Genomic DNA, 15,604 nt, shown 5'->3' on the forward strand with positions numbered 1-15,604 from the left:
TAGGGGAATTAGAAACCGGGTTTCTAGTCAGATCTGGAATAGGAAATCAAGTTTTGTGGAAGAAACCCGGTTTCTGTTGGCGTTAGGTTAAGTTTTGAGAGGGAATGAGAAACCGGGTTTCTAGCTAGATCTGGAATCAGAAATCAAGTTTTGTGAAAGAAACCCGGTTTCTGGGTTAGGGTTGAGGTTTCACCACCTGAAAAGATTGATAAAAAACTTGCCAATTTTGTTGTTGCTGTAACTGTTGCCATAATTGATTTAAGATATCATCCTCTAAAATAGGAAATTGTTGTTTAGGGTTGCGAGTTAACCCGTCAATTTCAATCGGTTTTTCTGAAACAATTCCTAAATATTCCTCAACGCCTTCTCCATCAAATTTAATAAAGCGATTTTTTTGAGTTGCTATTGAACCCATTTGTGGTAATAAAATCGGAGGTTGATCAATTTTATTATCGGGTGCAAAAGCTAAAGAGGGACAAACCAAAAACCGAGTATTTGTGTTTAATTCTCGATTTAATAATAATAAATAAGACTGGGGATAATTTAGGTTTAACTCCATTCTCAAAGGTAGATCACAAGGAATAGTCGGGGTCGAGTTTACAGGTTCTTCCCAATACATTCCTCGGACTGTTGGTGCAAATTTAATCCAGTCAGGTTGCGGGTTTCCCTGCTGTTTAAACTGTTCCCAAAGTTGATTAAATTGCCATCGAGGAAATTTTTTATCGTGTAACCAATGATAAACTTGTTGCCAAATTCCTTTTTGTCCAGGTTCAGCATGAGTTAACGCCTCAATATTAACATTATCCTGAATTAACTCCTGTTGATAAATTGTGATTAAATTTTCAATCACTTGACGTTGAAGTCTTGCAATATTAGTAGGAGCATACCCTAACTGTTTTTTTATTAAGGTTAATAAATCATCTTTCTCTTCCTTAATATTTTTGTTGCTAATCTTATAATTTTCAGGATTAAACCGCAACTTAAAAAAACATTCTTTTTCTTTCTTTACTCCATTGACATCATCTTTAAACAGTTCTGTTGCTAGGTCATTCAGAAAAGCGATGTATTCTTCTGACATTTCCTTTTCCCCCTCTGTCTTAACTTTCAACAATCTGATCATAACATTTTAATCTGAAAATCAATAATATTTTAAGAACTTGTTATTTCCTGTCATTTGCTGTCATTTTCTGTAATTTGTTGAATTTGCAGACATTTAATTACTTTTATTTTATTTAAAAACAATTTGTTAATTTAGTCTTGAAAATCTGTCATATAAAACCATATAAAACTCTATTAATTATTTATTTTTCTTGGTAAAAACGAATTAAATCAACAATAAAAAAGTGAGGCATTATGAAATCAAGCCTGTCTAATAACCGTTTAAACCTCGTTCATCCCAGTGATAAACGCTTCTGGAATCGTGCTATTAAAATGTTAAAAGATCCTCTGATTATGAGATTTGTTTTACAGGGTGCGTTATCCGATGAACAGGCGATCGCAGCATTAGAAGATTGGGAACAACATTGGGAAAAATACGGTTTTGGCAACTATTTTGCCTTAGACCGACAGGGAAAAGAATTATTAGGATTTGTCAAGGTTTACCATAGCGATCGCTCTGATTTTGTTAACATTGGTTATGCCCTAGATCAACCCTATTGGGGTCATGGTTTAGGTACAGAATTAGCAGAAACCGCGTTAAAAATTGGCTTCTTAGAACTCAAAGAACCTCAATTAGTGGGTTTTGCACGCTGTCGAAATCACGCCAGTCGTCGCATTTTAGAGAAGGTTGGCTTTCAAAAAGTTAAAGAGTGTTTAATCGAAGATCGGGATTATTGTTTATATCAAATTTCCCAAGAACGCTATCTGCAACGGTTGGAAATTTCAGCAATGACCTATACCCCTATTACCCACTAGATTGATCATATTCCCCCCTTTTTAAGGGGGGTTAGGGGGGATCAAACCCAGGTTAAAACAATTAAAATTTTGGAGAACAATATGCTTGATAAATGTGAGGAAATGTATTGTCCTTGGGTTAGAGATACACAGAAACCCGACCACTACTACTGCTTACGGTGTAAAAGAGAAAGATGGGTTAATCGGTCTATATCCGATGAGGGAGAAGGCTTTGTGTGGATTATTTTATTTGTAGTTGGAGTTGGAATTGCGATCGCCCTCCAATAATATTCTATCCGTTTATCTGTTAAACTGGTATTAATAAACCCCCTCGTTGTTGCGGAAGATAGCCCAATAGTTGAGACTGAAACCCAACAACGGGGGAAGCTTAAACTTAACACCGGAATTACCAATAAAACATAATGTTAGATCTAACAAAATTGTCCCAACAAATGCAAGGGATGAGTCAACATATTAATCGAGAAGCAGAAGCGTCTCGAAAACGAATTGAAATTGCTTTAAATTTGATGGAACAAGCGAAATTAAATTCTGAGAATTTAATGCAAAAATATGAAGAATTTAAACAGAGGATTATCTTTAAACCCGCCACTCCCTTAGAACCTTTAAATCATTATCCCTATATTGTTGAACCTCCTTTAGCTCATACGGTATTCGCAACGGATGGTTCTCAAATTGCTCCCAGTGCCCATGAAATTGCCTATTGTTATTTAATTAATGTGGGACGGGTAATTTTACATTATGGTCAAAGTCGCCACCCGATTTTAGATAGTGTTCCTGAAATTTATTATCGTCCTGAAGATTTATATTTATCCCGTCAATGGGGAATTAAAACAGAAGAATGGATGGGCTATCGTCGGTCTGTTTCCGAAGCAATCATTTTAGCAGAATCAGGACAGCAATTATTAGAAATATCTCCCAATCAAGCGTTAACTGTTCCCACTTTAGCCTTAGTGGATGGTTCATTGGTTTATTGGTTTTTAGAACAATTACCCTCAGAAGCACGAGATTTAATTTTACAACCGATTTTACAATCTTGGGAGCAGTTAAGATTAGCCAATATTCCGTTAATGGGTTATGTAAGTGCCTCTCGCAGTAGTGAAAGTTTATCTTTTTTACGGTTACAAGCTTGTACCTTTGAAGAACCTAATTGTTTAAAATATTGTCCGGGTACGGGGGGAATGAGTGCAACGGGAACGGAGAAAAAAGCCCCTTGTCAAGTGTGTGATCCCTTGCGGGATACGGTATTATGGGAGTCCCAATTAAAACCCGGTCAACGCAGTCCGTTTTGGCGGTCTAATTCGTCAATTTTGGATTTATATGATCATCATCAAATCTATTTTTGTTATGTCAATGTCGGGATGGAAATTGCTCGTTTGGAAGTTCCGGCTTGGGTGGTTGAAAATTCCGAACAATTAGAGTTAGCATTAGGAATGGTAATCGCCCAGGTTCAAAAGGGATATGGCTATCCAGTGGTGTTAGCTGAAGCCCATAATCAAGCGGTTGTTAAAGGGGGCGATCGCACTCGATTTTTTGCTATGTTAGAACAGCAAATGATTAAAGCTGGATTAAGAAATGTGGGAATTTCCTATAAGGAAGCGAGGAAACGGGGGAGTATTGCTTAGAATTACGAATTAGAAATTACGAATTACGAATTATGACCATTGAATTAATTATTTTATTGGCTTCATTGTTAGTGGCTTGGTTGGTTTTTACTTGGGCGGTTCAGGTGTTAAAAGCGAGTATTAGTACGGCTGTTGCGATCGCTGCTATTGTATTAATATTACAGCTTGTGTTTGGAATTGGCCCCCAGGAGTTATTCGATTATTTGATGCAGTTACCGCAAACGTTATGGAATTTGATTGTTAATCATCATTCTTGAGGGGGGAATGAGAAAGCCCTGAAGGGCTTACTACGGGTTAGAGATTAAATTTTAGACGATCAGAATGATTTTGATGTAATTGTTTTTCTAAGGTTTGCCAGTCTTCTTGTTCAATATAAGTGGTAATTTTATCTAAGGTTTGACGATAGGATTGTAGAGAACGTAATAAAGCGTCCCGATTATATTTTGCCATCATTAATCCCAGTTCAGGATTTCCCCCACCAACCCGACTGGTATCTCGAAATCCCGAACTGGCAAAATAATGAGCTAACAAGGCGACATCGGGGTTATCTTCCTGTCTTAAGGAAGCGATTAAACTACCACTAACGATGACAGGGAGATGGGAAATCCACGCCACAGCCCGATCATGTTCTTCCGGTTGACAATGATAAATTTTAGCTTGCAATAAATCCACAATTGATTCTACAATTTTAATAGATTCGAGGGGTGTGTTAGCGGTCGGTGTGATCACATAAGGTTTGTTGACAAATAGATGGTGTTGAGCCGCATTAATTCCGGTTTGCGTGTTCCCTGCCATCGGATGTCCGCCCACAAAATTAGGCCATAATGCTGAACAATTTTCGACAATCGGTTTTTTAACAGAACCCACATCCGTTAAAATGGTGTGAGGTTGTAAATAGGGAATTAATTTTGCTACTGTCGGAGCAATAGCAGCAATGGGTGTACAAATAAAAATGATGTCAGCTTGACTCATTAAGGACAAATCAACACTGGCTTCATCAACAACTCCTTGTTTAACGGCAATATCACAAATTTTTTGTTCGAGACTAATTCCCAAAATCCGATAGGATGGAGAGGGAGAAGCAGAAGGATTATTCGAGATTTGTGCTTGGGTTTGTTGCCGATGGGTATATAACTCTAAACCAAGAGATCCTCCAATTAAACCCAATCCGACAATACCAATATTCATCAATCAATACTCCATTTAATTATTACAAAAAAATTGTTCTAAACCAATCGATTAAAATTCACCCTAAAACCGCATTTTCAAAAAAAGTTAAAGGGTCTTTAATCGATCCTTAAAAGCCTCACTATTGAGTTAAATATAAAAAGGATTGTATCAGGTTTGAACTAACATTTATCAAGTCGTTTTCACCCTTTCATGGGTAGATATATTCTACCGTATTTTGTTATAATTTTATAAAATCTACCTAACAAAGCTGGAGAGTTAGAAGGCATGGATGCCGATGAACTTCTGCTCAAATATGAATCAGGCACAAGAGACTTTAGGGCGATTCTGCTTTGTGAAGCCAATCTCAGTCGAGCTAATCTTAGCCAAGCCAACTTGAGCCAAGCCATTTTGAGTATTACTAATCTCAGTGGCGCCAATCTATCAGAAGTGAATCTGAACCAGGCAAAACTGAATGTTGCCCGTCTCAGTGGTGCTAATTTAAATCGCGCCACCTTGGATGATGCCATTCTCAATGTTGCCAACCTGATTCGGGCTGATCTTCGAGAAGCATCCCTGATTAATGCCTCTCTGATTCGGGCTGAACTGATGCGTTCTGATCTTAGCTACGCTGTATTGATGGGAGCAAATCTCAGTGAAGCCGATTTGCGAGAAGCCACTCTGCGACAAGCCAACCTCGAACAAGTCAATTTGAATGGCGCCAATTTAACCGATGCGGTTTTCATTGGTTGTAATTTAGAACGGGCAAGTTTACATCGAGCTTGTGCGACTAAAGCAGATTTCAGAGGTGTTAATTTAAGCAATGGTGAATTGAGACAAATTAACCTCTATAAAGCTAATTTAAGTGGGGCTGATCTCCGAGGGGCAAATCTACGCTGGGCTGATCTCAATGGTGCTAATTTAAGTGGGGCAAATTTAGAGCAAGCTCGGTTAAGTGGGGCAAGTTTATGTGGAGCGAATTTAACAGGGGCAAACCTGATGAATGCGGTTTTAATTCATGCCGATTTAACCCAAGCCAATTTAATTAATGCTGATTGTACGGGTGCTGATTTCACGGGTTCTTCCTTAACGGGATCTAAACTTTATGGAGTCTCTCGTTTTGACTTAAAAGCAGAGGAAATTACCTGTGATTGGATTGATTTAAGTCCCCTCGGAGATAGTAGCCATATTCAAACCTTTAGCCCTAAAGAAGCGAATAAATTTTTTAATGCTACCTTTCCCACGGTTGAAATTAGCGTTGATACCCGATTAGGATTTGAAGACCATACAATTTTAGCTAAAATTTATCATTATCTTCAACAACAATCCTCATTATTCAATCAACCTCCGACCCTGGAAGTTAACTCACGACGAACGGTGATTTCATTCAAAATTGAATCGAATGAACAACTGTTAAGCGTGGCTTATGTGGCTATTTTGCCGTTTCAGGATGCGGATGCAACCCAAAAGGCAATTGAAGCCGCAATTAAACAGTTAACTCCAGAAACCTGTAGCCAACTTCCTGTACAGTTATCCAATCGGATTGTACAATTGGGGGTGGAAATGGCTCAACAAATTCGCCTTTTAAGCGATATTAGATTAGATCCCAAAATTGAATTCTCAACGCCTTTCTTTCTCTATCCCACACGCACCCTTCTCAAAAGTTCTAGCCATCAACATTTAATCTTGCATAGTCATTCTTATTTTGGCAGAAGTTTAGTCAGAGATTCTGGCTCTTCGGAAAGTTCAGAATCTCTGAACAATCCCTATTTAAACCCCAAGCCTCTTGATGTAGAAACCCTTTTAAATTTTATCAAAGGATTTTAACTCCCTTTTATCTTTGTTGAATTAACAACAGTGAATCACCATTTATGAAATCAGGGTTAGAGGAGCATCATTATGATTGAAAGTGAATTAGTCAAAGTCTACCAAATTGTTAAACAATACCAAGAGGGAGCGCGGGATTTTAGTGGGGTTAACCTGAATGAAACCAATTTAAGCCGAATCAAACTCAGTCAAGCGAATTTAAGCCAAGCTTCTTTTATGGTTGCTAATTTAACCGCCGCTAATTTAAGTGGTTGTAACCTTATAGGAGCTAATCTCAATGTAGCTCGACTCAGTAATGCTAATTTAAGTAAAGCCATTTTAGATCGAGCGACGTTGAATGTTACTAATTTAGTTCGGGCCGATTTAAGTGAAGCTTCTCTGATTGAAAGTTTATTAATTCGAGGGGAATTAATTCAAGCGTTACTTAGCCAAGCTAAATTAATTCAAGCTAACTTAAATGGGGCTGATTTAAGAGAAGCCAAGGTTGAACAAGCAGATTTTACCCATGCGAATTTAAGTGGGGCGAATTTACGCGCTATTTTTGGGGTTGGAACTTGCTTTAGGAGAGCAGATTTAAGAGGAGCAAATTTAACCAAAGCCGACTTACCCAAAGCTGATTTTAGTTATGCGGAAATGCGACAAGCGAACCTCACCCATGTTAATTTAAGTGGGGCTGATTTAAGTGGGGCGAATTTACGGTGGGCCGATTTACGCGGTGCAAATTTAGCGGGTGCAAATTTAAGTGAAGCCAACTTGAGTGGGGCGAATTTAAGTGGAGCAAATTTAAGTAATACTAATTTAGTCAAAGCTAGTTTTGTGCACGCGGATTTAACCCAAGCTAATTTAATTCAATCTGACTGGGTAGGCGCGGATTTATCAGGAGCTACCTTAACCGGAGCCAAGCTTTATGAAGTCCATCGATTTAGTTTAAAAGCAGAAGATCTCAAATGTGACTGGATTGATTTAAGTCCCAATGGTGATCATAGTCATGTTGTCCAGTTTAATCCTGAAACCCTGAGAAAGTTTTTTCATCAAAGCCTTCCCACCGTTCAAATTTTCATTGATGCCCCTTTAGATTTTGAATCTAATTTAAGTTTAATGATGATTTATCATAAATTATCTCAAGTCTATCCTGTGATGAATCGTCCCCCTAGTGTTGATGTGGATTATCGACGCACCACCTTAACCTTTTCCGTGGAACGGGAAGAACATTTATTTCCCATCGCTTGTATGATCATTTTTCCCTTTGCTGATGCCTCCTCAACTCAAAAAAATATTATTAATTTAATGAGAAGAATTAAAGAAGAAAATTTAGGAAAAAACCGAAAAGTCCAGATTTTAACCGCCATGAATCAAGTCATTATTAAAGCCAATGATTTTAAAGCCTTAGTCCGAGAAACTCAGAAAAATTATCCGTCTCCTTTCTTTAAAGCCGCAACCCAAACTTTACTAAAAAATAGCAGCCAACATAGTTTAATTGTTCATAGTCATATTAATTTTGGAAAACGCTTTGATGAATTATCCACTCGTCAAATGGATGCGGATTTAACCCTCAATTCCCGTCAAACCACCCTTCCTGATTTTAATCAGGTGATTGATTTTATCGAAAGCTTTGATTATCTGGGGTAATCAAGGATAATTAACACATATTACCATTCTATTTGTGTTTCTGAACGAGTTTGATAGAAGTAGAAGTCCATAACTTATTGCGAAAGTTTCTGAAGTTGCAAACAGAGGTTCCTTGGCCCCATCATCTCACGATGGCTCGTTTGGTGGCCAGAGCCTTGCGATTGGGACGAAATGCCTTAATTCAAACGGGTATACCCCCCAACTATGAACACCACTCCTATCGGTTTAGTTATTGGATACCGTTGTTAGTTTGGCGTCAACCTACGATTGTTGTTGCACCGGATGGGATTTTGGACGAACTGCAAGGGCTGGATTTGTCAGAATGGATTAACTCACAAACCTTAAATCATCCTGATTTAATCCCCAATAAACCCATTGTCAGGGGCGATTCTTGGCCTGATGAGGTCTTTCCAGGGGTATTGTTGACCTCCCCCCAAGCTTGGTTATCTGATCGTTTAAAGACTAAAAACAACTTTCCGCAACAGGTAGTGACGGTGATCGATGGGGTCGATGATTTAGAAACTTGGACACGCCAAACCCTCACCGTGAGTTTGCATCCCCAGGACTGGAATCATCTGATGCAGCAACAACCCCAACAAGCGGAAACCATACGAGATGCACGGGTACACCTAACACGGCTACTCTTCCAACATCCCCCCAACCCCTATCAATGCTATTTATTAGACAGTCCTGAACAGGAGATCCTTGAGACACTCTATCCAGTCCTAGATTGGAGTTTCGATCCCCTGTTGGTACAATGGCAACAATTTTGGCAACGTTGGCAACTTTCAGAACAATTAAAATGGGTGGTTGTCGATCGAACATTAGGAACATTTTCTCTGTTTTGTGGGCCGATAGATGTGGCATCAGAATTAAAAGTTCTTTGGCCCCAACAGCCTGTCGTTTTAATTGGGGGAGCCTTGGATTTAGACAAAGCCGCCCCGATTTACCGTCAATCCGTAGGATTAGGAGAGATTACGAGTGTAAAATTTACCCCAGATCGGCAAAGTCAACTGATTCAACTGTATATTCCATCGGGTTTACCCTTACCGAATACTCCTCAATATCAACAATCTTTGATTAAAGAGATTTATACAATTTTATGTATGAGTTTTTCTGTACCGGGGTTCAGTGTTTTATTAATCGGAGATGTGCCGTTAAAAGCTCAGGTAAGTACGGCAATGGCGGCGGAATTTGGCTCACGGGTACAGCTAGAAACCACTAATTTGTCTGAACATGGCGTTTTAGTCACGGGTTGGGAGTTTTGGCGACAACATCAAGGACGTTTACCTGCTCCTCATTTATTAGCGATCGCAACTTTACCCATTCCGTCTTTAGAAGATCCCTTAGTCGCCGGACAAGTTGCCTACTATAAACAACGACATCTGGATTGGTTTCGCTTCTATTTATTACCAACGGCTTTAAGCGAGTTACAACGAGCCGTCGCCACTGTCCGTGATAGTCAAGGAGTTGTGGCATTATTTGATAGTCGAGTTCTGCATCGTAGTTATGGAGAACAGGTTTTAACCGCCTTAAGTCCTTCCGCCCGAATTAATTATTTAGATACATTGTGGTTAGGGCAATAGCTATTCCCCCTATTCTGGCAGATTCGGATCAACGCCTAAACGTTTTAACCGTTCTTCTAACTCTTTTAACCGAGCTTCTGCTTGTTCTGCCCGTTGTTTTTCTTGTTGTAATCGTTGCCCCAATTCTACAAACGTTAAAAACCGTTCTCCTGTGGGGGTAAAAATTTGTAATTCCTTAGCCATTTCAAACCGAACTCCTAAACGGGGACTGACCCAACCTTGAATTTCATCAATAATTGTTAATTGTCCTTCGATGCGTTGCCATCCAGCAAAATCGACTTTTTCAGGATCATAAAGATAATATTCCTCCACACCATATTGTTGATAAAATTGCAGTTTAGCTGCCATTTCTTTAATTCTATTGCCAGGGGAAAGAATCTCAAAGACTACCTGGGGGGGGATATTATCTTCTTGCCATTGTTGATAAGAACCCCGATAACCTTTGGGTCTTCCAAATACTACCATTGTATCCGGGGCGCGACGAATCGTATTATTGCCTTCAACGGGATACCAGAGTAAATCTCCCGCTACAAACACATTAGAATTGTCAGCAAATAACAGATCTAAATTTTCTTTAATGGTTACAATCCATTGAAATTGCAGCGTATTGTCAGACATGGGTTGTCCATCACTATCGGGATAAACAATGGGGATTTGATTTTGGGGTTGCAGTTGTTGGAGCATAAGCTTGATGTTGAGTTCAAGACTGCTATATTGAACAGGGAAGAGGGAACAGGGAACAGGGAACAGTAAGAAGTGAAAGGCTTTCAGGATTAAAAAATGTCCTAACTGTAATGCCTAGTGCAATATTTTAACTCTAACATGAATATCATTGTCCCTGGATTATAAATCGTAAACAACAAAAAACGCCCCCCTTTCGGAGAGCGTTCTTTGTTATCTCAGGTTAAAAATTAACCATTGATAGAAGGAGCAACCAGAGCAACGGGAGCAGATTCACCCGAAGCTAAGTCTAAGGGGAAGTTGTGAGCGTTACGCTCGTGCATCACTTCCATACCTAAGTTAGCGCGGTTTAACACATCAGCCCAAGTATTGATCACGCGACCCGTAGAGTCGATGATGGACTGGTTAAAGTTGAATCCGTTCAGGTTGAAAGCCATTGTGGATACACCTAATGCGGTGAACCAAATGCCGACCACAGGCCAAGCGCCTAAGAAGAAGTGTAAGCTACGGCTGTTGTTGAAGCTGGCATATTGGAAGATTAAACGTCCAAAGTAACCATGGGCTGCAACGATGTTGTAGGTTTCTTCTTCTTGACCGAATTTGTAACCGTAGTTTTGGGATTCGGTTTCGGTGGTTTCACGCACCAGAGAAGAAGTAACCAGAGAACCGTGCATGGCGGAGAATAAGCTTCCACCGAACACCCCGGCAACTCCTAACATATGGAAGGGGTGCATCAGGATGTTATGCTCGGCTTGGAACACTAACATGAAGTTGAAGGTTCCAGAGATACCTAAAGGCATCCCGTCAGAGAATGAACCTTGACCGATGGGATAGATCAGGAATACGGCGGCTGCTGCTGCAACAGGTGCAGAGTAGGCGACGCAGATCCAAGGACGCATCCCTAAACGGTAGGATAATTCCCACTCCCGACCCATGTAGCATAAGATGCCGATGAAGAAGTGGAAAATCACTAACTGGTAAGGGCCACCGTTGTACAGCCATTCATCTAATGAAGCTGCTTCCCAGATGGGATAGAAGTGTAAGCCGATGGCGTTAGAGGAAGGAACAACTGCACCAGAGATGATGTTGTTTCCGTATAACAGTGAACCAGCGACGGGTTCACGGATACCATCGATGTCCACTGGAGGAGCAGCGATGAAGGCGATGATGTAGCAGATGGTGGCGGTTAATAACGTCGGGATCATCAGAACACCGAACCAACCGACATAAATCCGGTTGTTGGTGGATGTGACCCAGTTACAGAACCGATCCCAGATTGAGGCGCTTTCGCGTTGCTGAATCGTGGTTGTCATGTTAGGTATGTATTGCTATGTATTTTTCGAGGTACGTCGGTAGTGTTTTTTCTACCTTGATTAGTAATATGACACAGATGATTGCGTTTTGTAAAGTGGTTTTAAGAAAATTTTTGTAAATTGATAGGATAAGAAAAACTTATGCAAAGCAAGAAGAAGGGGGCGAGGTTTCCTCGCCCAAAGCCTTTAACCAGGAGGCCATTCCATGTAACGACCCCCCAGAATATGAAGATGAAGATGATCAACGGTTTGTCCGCCATCGACACCTGTATTAATGACAACGCGATAACCGTTCTCTAGTCCCGCTTCTTCAGCCACTTGCTTTACCTTTAGAAGTAGATGTCCCATGAGAGCATGGTCTTCAGATGTCGCATCAGCAAGTTTAGGAATGGGTTTTTTAGGAATTACCAGAATGTGAACCGGGGCTTGGGGGGCAATATCCCGAAAGGCGAGGCATAAATCATCCTCATAAACAATATCAGCCGGAATCTCCCGACGAATAATTTTGCTAAAAATCGTATCAGTCATATCTGTATCGGTGCAGTTTATCACTTGCAAGTCTACCGTTAATCGTAGAGCTTACGTCACTTATAGCAGAATATAGAAAAGGAACAAATTATCAAAGTTAAACACCATGTTAGCAAGGGTTTGGAGTGCCTGTATTGTTGGGATTGATGCGGTTAAAGTTGGGGTTGAAGTTGATATTTCCGGGGGACTGCCTAAAATTACAGTGTTGGGGCTTCCCGATGCGGCGGTTCAGGAATCACGAGAACGGGTAAAAGCGACGTTGAAAAATGCCGGGTATGCTTTCCCCATGCGAAATATTGTGATTAATTTAACCCCTGCGGATTTACGCAAAGAAGGGCCAAGTTTTGATCTTCCCATTAGTATTGGTATTTTAGCCGCATCGGAACAAATTAAACCCGATTTATTAGGAGATTTTTTATTTTTAGGTGAGGTCAGTTTGGACGGTAGCTTAAGACCCGTTGCGGGTGTGCTTCCCATTGCGGCGGCGGCGGCAAAAATGGGAATTACAGGGTTAGTGGTTCCTGAAGATAATGTTCAAGAAGCGGCAGTTGTTCAGGGATTATCGGTTTATGGATTTAAAAATTTATTAGATGTAACTGATTTTTTAAACCATCCCAGTGCTTATCAACCTGTTAATTTAACTGCAACGGATTTATTAGCTCAAAAAACAACTATTGGATTAGATTTAAGTGAAGTTAAAGGACAAGCTCATGCTCGGAGGGCGTTAGAAATTGCAGCAACGGGAGGACATAATTTAATTTTTGTCGGGCCACCCGGAAGCGGAAAAACGATGTTAGCTCGTCGTTTACCCGGAATTTTACCGCCTTTAAGTTTTGAAGAGTCTTTAGAAGTAACTCGAATTTATTCCGTAGCTGGATTATTAAAAAATCGGGGAACTTTAGTGAGCGATCGCCCCTTTAGAAGTCCCCATCATTCTGCTTCTGGCCCCTCTTTAGTTGGAGGCGGAACTTATCCGAAACCAGGAGAGATTTCTTTAGCTCATCGTGGAATTTTATTTGCTGATGAATTAACGGAATTTAAACGGGATGTTTTAGAGTTTTTAAGACAACCGTTAGAAGATGGATTTGTAACGGTTTCCCGAACCAAACAATCCGTTGTATTTCCGGCTAAATTTACCTTAGTGGCGAGTACAAATCCCTGTCCCTGTGGTTACTATGGGGATACAATTCAACCCTGTACTTGTTCACCCCGCCAACGAGAACAATATTGGGCAAAATTATCAGGGCCATTGATGGATCGAATTGATTTGCAAGTGGCTGTTAATCGTTTAAAACCAGAGGAAATTCTACAACAATCTCAAGGGGAAAGTTCTTCTAATATTCGAGAACGAGTCATAACAGCCCGTGAACGAACCCGTCAACGATTTCAAGAGGAACCCCAATTAAAATCGAATGCAGAAATGCAAAGTCGTCATATTCAAAAATGGTGTCAATTAGATAATGTTGGACAAAGTTTATTAGAAAATGCAATTAGGAAATTAGGATTATCGGCAAGGGCGAGCGATCGCATTTTAAAAGTAGCCCGAACCATTGCAGATTTAGCCGGGGAAGAGAATATTAAACCGCCCCATGTTGCTGAGGCGATTCAATATCGAACCATTGATCGAATGCAGTAAGATTCTGACTATTTTAGAACTCAAGAAGTTAGATTAATTAAGGTAGAACTGGAAGGGAGGTTGTTAGGTTTTCTTTAGTTGCGATCGCATCTCGCAATTCTAATTTCAAAATCCCAAATTGATTGCGAAGAAAATCAAGTTCTACTGTTAATTTATCGCGTTTTTCCGTTGCTTCATCTAAAGCTTGGGATGCTGCCAAATACTCAGTATCTTCCTGCATTAACTCAAAGCGTTTTGCTTTCCGTTGAGCTTCGTTTTTTAAGGTCGTATCATAGGCAATTTGACGGTCAATAGAAGCCAGGAAAAAGTTAACACTTTGAGTATGACGACGGATTTCTCGGTTCAGTTCTAAAAGTTCATATTGCCGTTTTGCAATGGCGTGGGGATAATCTTTTAGGTACATAATGAGGAGTTAAAAGTAACTGTTGATTTATTCTTCTATTTTCTCGTTTTCTGTTGTCAGTTGTTGGGAGGGTTACGCTCTACTGGGGTAGGGGTTTCTGGACTTGACAATTTTAAATTTTGAGTTAGTGTATTAAGTAATAGTTTAATGTCATTGGCAACGGATAAGAATGGCTTTTCAGGGTTTAATGTGTTCAGCAACCTTTCATCCGAATGATAGCAAATTGAATCGTTTATCCGGTGTTAGTTTTGACAGATAAATTAAATTCAACTCACAGCCAGAAGCTCATTCAGCTTATTTTTTAAATCTGGGGATGCTATTAATGGATTATAGATTTCTCCCGCATAGGGTTGCCAAATATAACTAGAACTAAAGGTTCGGAAAAGGGGTAATATTTCTACCATAAGAGTAAGTTCTTTTGCTAAAACTAATCCGGGGAGAGATAAGTTAGGCAAATCCTCCATAAGTTCACTATAGGTTCTAAATTCATCAACTTCAACACCCACCAAAGCATAACGAAACGAAGAAGTAAATCGGAGAGTTTGATAGAATAAAATACCCAACTCTGTCATTAAATAAGCACTTTCAGGACTATTGATTCCCACTTCACTAATATTATTAGGATAAACCCGACACCACCAATTTTGCTCCATGTCTTGAAAAGTGTCTGTGCGACATTGGCATTGGCGATTATTTGAGAGTAACCATTCTATTCCCTCAAAGTGTTGAGCAAATTGATTGACATTGCTTTGATCTGAGCCACACTCTGCTGATAAACTGAATATCCATGCCATTGTTATAGACTCCTATAATATATTAATTTAATCAACTCTTTCCCAATCATTTTGGGTGTTTGCCAATGCTGTCTCGTACCTTTCCAGAGACATTGTAACTCTTGGTAAGATACTAATGTGCGTTGGGCTATCTTGAACAGCCTGCAAATCTCCCCTAATGTTTTTGTCATCAATTTGGCATGGCTTTTGAATTGTTAGCCTGCTCAGAAATTATTGTTGTTTCCAAAATCTTCGCCAGCGTTCAAGCAATCCCGGAGTATCGAGTGTAACTTCAGTATGAGTTATTTTTAGCGTGCCACCAACAATTCCAACAACAATAATCAAGATAAGTACAACAATAACAGTGGAATCCATTACATACTCCTAGTATCGAATTATTAAGTGAACGTTTTTTCGATTCTGATAATTGTAGCGTTATCTTAGTGTCACTGGTGAAAAAACAAAAACTCCACTGCCCCAACTCCACAGAAGGCACACCCGACACCCTCACCAAACTCCTACAGA

At 39.9% G+C, this 15,604-nt stretch carries 17 protein-coding genes; 8 read left to right on the plus strand and 9 right to left on the minus strand.

Translation table 11 applies throughout. The features are described from left to right. Positions 1-175: 175 nt before the first annotated feature. On the minus strand, positions 176-1,078 hold the full coding sequence (locus NMK36_RS23735; RefSeq protein WP_254174773.1) for a hypothetical protein: 903 nt from the start codon (positions 1,076-1,078) through the stop codon (positions 176-178). Between the two features lie 275 nt (positions 1,079-1,353). Between NMK36_RS23735 and NMK36_RS23740 the strand changes: the two genes are divergently transcribed. From NMK36_RS23740 to NMK36_RS23755, 4 genes are all read left to right on the plus strand, one after another. Next, entirely contained in the window at positions 1,354-1,914 is a 561-nt protein-coding gene (locus NMK36_RS23740; RefSeq protein WP_254174774.1) for a GNAT family N-acetyltransferase, read from the plus strand. An 81-nt stretch (positions 1,915-1,995) separates the two neighbouring features. Then, a complete protein-coding gene (locus NMK36_RS23745) occupies positions 1,996-2,181 on the plus strand; it encodes a hypothetical protein (protein ID WP_190517270.1) in 186 nt (61 codons plus the stop codon). Positions 2,182-2,315: 134 nt separating this feature from the next. Next, a complete protein-coding gene (locus tag NMK36_RS23750) occupies positions 2,316-3,536 on the plus strand; it encodes a DNA double-strand break repair nuclease NurA (RefSeq protein ID WP_254174775.1) in 1,221 nt (406 codons plus the stop codon). A 32-nt stretch (positions 3,537-3,568) separates the two neighbouring features. Next, complete coding sequence (locus NMK36_RS23755; protein WP_072718182.1) at positions 3,569-3,793, plus strand: hypothetical protein; 225 nt, start codon at positions 3,569-3,571, stop codon at positions 3,791-3,793. Between the two features lie 37 nt (positions 3,794-3,830). On the opposite strand, the gene NMK36_RS23760 is transcribed toward NMK36_RS23755, so the two are convergent. Further along, on the minus strand, positions 3,831-4,724 hold the full coding sequence (locus NMK36_RS23760) for a prephenate/arogenate dehydrogenase (RefSeq protein WP_254174776.1): 894 nt from the start codon (positions 4,722-4,724) through the stop codon (positions 3,831-3,833). A 267-nt stretch (positions 4,725-4,991) separates the two neighbouring features. Between NMK36_RS23760 and NMK36_RS23765 the strand changes: the two genes are divergently transcribed. The 3 genes from NMK36_RS23765 to NMK36_RS23775 all read left to right on the plus strand — a co-directional run bounded on the left by NMK36_RS23765 (position 4,992) and on the right by NMK36_RS23775 (position 9,745). Continuing rightward, positions 4,992-6,530: a pentapeptide repeat-containing protein gene (locus NMK36_RS23765; RefSeq protein ID WP_072718180.1), complete on the plus strand. Its 1,539-nt coding sequence runs from the start codon at positions 4,992-4,994 to the stop codon at positions 6,528-6,530. Between the two features lie 72 nt (positions 6,531-6,602). Further along, on the plus strand, positions 6,603-8,159 hold the full coding sequence (locus NMK36_RS23770; protein ID WP_254174777.1) for a pentapeptide repeat-containing protein: 1,557 nt from the start codon (positions 6,603-6,605) through the stop codon (positions 8,157-8,159). Positions 8,160-8,290: 131 nt separating this feature from the next. Next, positions 8,291-9,745, plus strand: a complete 1,455-nt coding sequence (locus NMK36_RS23775) for a helicase C-terminal domain-containing protein (protein ID WP_367997199.1) — start codon at positions 8,291-8,293, stop codon at positions 9,743-9,745. 9 nt (positions 9,746-9,754) lie between these two features. Here the strand turns inward: NMK36_RS23775 and NMK36_RS23780 are convergent, their stop codons facing one another. The 3 genes from NMK36_RS23780 to NMK36_RS23790 form a co-directional block, all read right to left on the minus strand. Beyond that, a complete protein-coding gene (locus tag NMK36_RS23780; RefSeq protein WP_254174779.1) occupies positions 9,755-10,429 on the minus strand; it encodes a Uma2 family endonuclease in 675 nt (224 codons plus the stop codon). A 227-nt stretch (positions 10,430-10,656) separates the two neighbouring features. Next, a complete protein-coding gene (gene psbA, locus NMK36_RS23785) occupies positions 10,657-11,739 on the minus strand; it encodes a photosystem II q(b) protein (RefSeq protein WP_072717645.1) in 1,083 nt (360 codons plus the stop codon). Positions 11,740-11,925: 186 nt separating this feature from the next. Next, positions 11,926-12,267, minus strand: a complete 342-nt coding sequence (locus NMK36_RS23790; protein ID WP_072718176.1) for a histidine triad nucleotide-binding protein — start codon at positions 12,265-12,267, stop codon at positions 11,926-11,928. 106 nt (positions 12,268-12,373) lie between these two features. Here NMK36_RS23790 and NMK36_RS23795 point away from each other — a divergent pair, with 106 nt between their 5' ends. Further along, entirely contained in the window at positions 12,374-13,903 is a 1,530-nt protein-coding gene (locus NMK36_RS23795; RefSeq protein ID WP_254174780.1) for a YifB family Mg chelatase-like AAA ATPase, read from the plus strand. A gap of 37 nt (positions 13,904-13,940) precedes the next feature. Here the strand turns inward: NMK36_RS23795 and NMK36_RS23800 are convergent, their stop codons facing one another. The 4 genes from NMK36_RS23800 to NMK36_RS23810 form a co-directional block, all read right to left on the minus strand. Continuing rightward, positions 13,941-14,306 (minus strand): hypothetical protein, encoded by a 366-nt coding sequence (locus NMK36_RS23800; RefSeq protein WP_254174781.1) that lies wholly within the window; start codon positions 14,304-14,306, stop codon positions 13,941-13,943. 266 nt (positions 14,307-14,572) lie between these two features. Next, entirely contained in the window at positions 14,573-15,100 is a 528-nt protein-coding gene (locus tag NMK36_RS23805) for a hypothetical protein (RefSeq protein ID WP_254174782.1), read from the minus strand. A 27-nt stretch (positions 15,101-15,127) separates the two neighbouring features. Next, positions 15,128-15,307, minus strand: a complete 180-nt coding sequence (locus tag NMK36_RS29165; protein WP_438822844.1) for a hypothetical protein — start codon at positions 15,305-15,307, stop codon at positions 15,128-15,130. 3 nt (positions 15,308-15,310) lie between these two features. Beyond that, a complete protein-coding gene (locus tag NMK36_RS23810) occupies positions 15,311-15,454 on the minus strand; it encodes a hypothetical protein (RefSeq protein WP_254174783.1) in 144 nt (47 codons plus the stop codon). Between the last annotated feature and the right edge of the window lie 150 nt (positions 15,455-15,604).

Origin of the sequence: Planktothrix pseudagardhii (genome assembly GCF_904830925.1) — a bacterium.
Classification (GTDB): Bacteria; Cyanobacteriota; Cyanobacteriia; order Cyanobacteriales; family Microcoleaceae; genus Planktothrix; species Planktothrix tepida.

Excerpts from the sequence above, each read along its gene's own strand:
- NMK36_RS23790 (WP_072718176.1), bottom strand. The coding sequence starts at position 12,267 with ATGACTGATACGATTTTTAGCAAAATTATTCGTCGGGAGATTCCGGCT.
- NMK36_RS23750 (WP_254174775.1), top strand. The coding sequence starts at position 2,316 with ATGTTAGATCTAACAAAATTGTCCCAACAAATGCAAGGGATGAGTCAA.
- NMK36_RS23755 (WP_072718182.1), top strand. The coding sequence starts at position 3,569 with ATGACCATTGAATTAATTATTTTATTGGCTTCATTGTTAGTGGCTTGG.
- NMK36_RS23770 (WP_254174777.1), top strand. The coding sequence starts at position 6,603 with ATGATTGAAAGTGAATTAGTCAAAGTCTACCAAATTGTTAAACAATAC.
- NMK36_RS23780 (WP_254174779.1), bottom strand. The coding sequence starts at position 10,429 with ATGCTCCAACAACTGCAACCCCAAAATCAAATCCCCATTGTTTATCCC.
- NMK36_RS23800 (WP_254174781.1), bottom strand. The coding sequence starts at position 14,306 with ATGTACCTAAAAGATTATCCCCACGCCATTGCAAAACGGCAATATGAA.
- NMK36_RS23765 (WP_072718180.1), top strand. The coding sequence starts at position 4,992 with ATGGATGCCGATGAACTTCTGCTCAAATATGAATCAGGCACAAGAGAC.
- NMK36_RS23760 (WP_254174776.1), bottom strand. The coding sequence starts at position 4,724 with ATGAATATTGGTATTGTCGGATTGGGTTTAATTGGAGGATCTCTTGGT.
- psbA (WP_072717645.1), bottom strand. The coding sequence starts at position 11,739 with ATGACAACCACGATTCAGCAACGCGAAAGCGCCTCAATCTGGGATCGG.
- NMK36_RS23735 (WP_254174773.1), bottom strand. The coding sequence starts at position 1,078 with ATGTCAGAAGAATACATCGCTTTTCTGAATGACCTAGCAACAGAACTG.
- NMK36_RS23745 (WP_190517270.1), top strand. The coding sequence starts at position 1,996 with ATGCTTGATAAATGTGAGGAAATGTATTGTCCTTGGGTTAGAGATACA.
- NMK36_RS23740 (WP_254174774.1), top strand. The coding sequence starts at position 1,354 with ATGAAATCAAGCCTGTCTAATAACCGTTTAAACCTCGTTCATCCCAGT.
- NMK36_RS23775 (WP_367997199.1), top strand. The coding sequence starts at position 8,291 with ATGGCTCGTTTGGTGGCCAGAGCCTTGCGATTGGGACGAAATGCCTTA.
- NMK36_RS23805 (WP_254174782.1), bottom strand. The coding sequence starts at position 15,100 with ATGGCATGGATATTCAGTTTATCAGCAGAGTGTGGCTCAGATCAAAGC.
- NMK36_RS23810 (WP_254174783.1), bottom strand. The coding sequence starts at position 15,454 with ATGGATTCCACTGTTATTGTTGTACTTATCTTGATTATTGTTGTTGGA.
- NMK36_RS23795 (WP_254174780.1), top strand. The coding sequence starts at position 12,374 with ATGTTAGCAAGGGTTTGGAGTGCCTGTATTGTTGGGATTGATGCGGTT.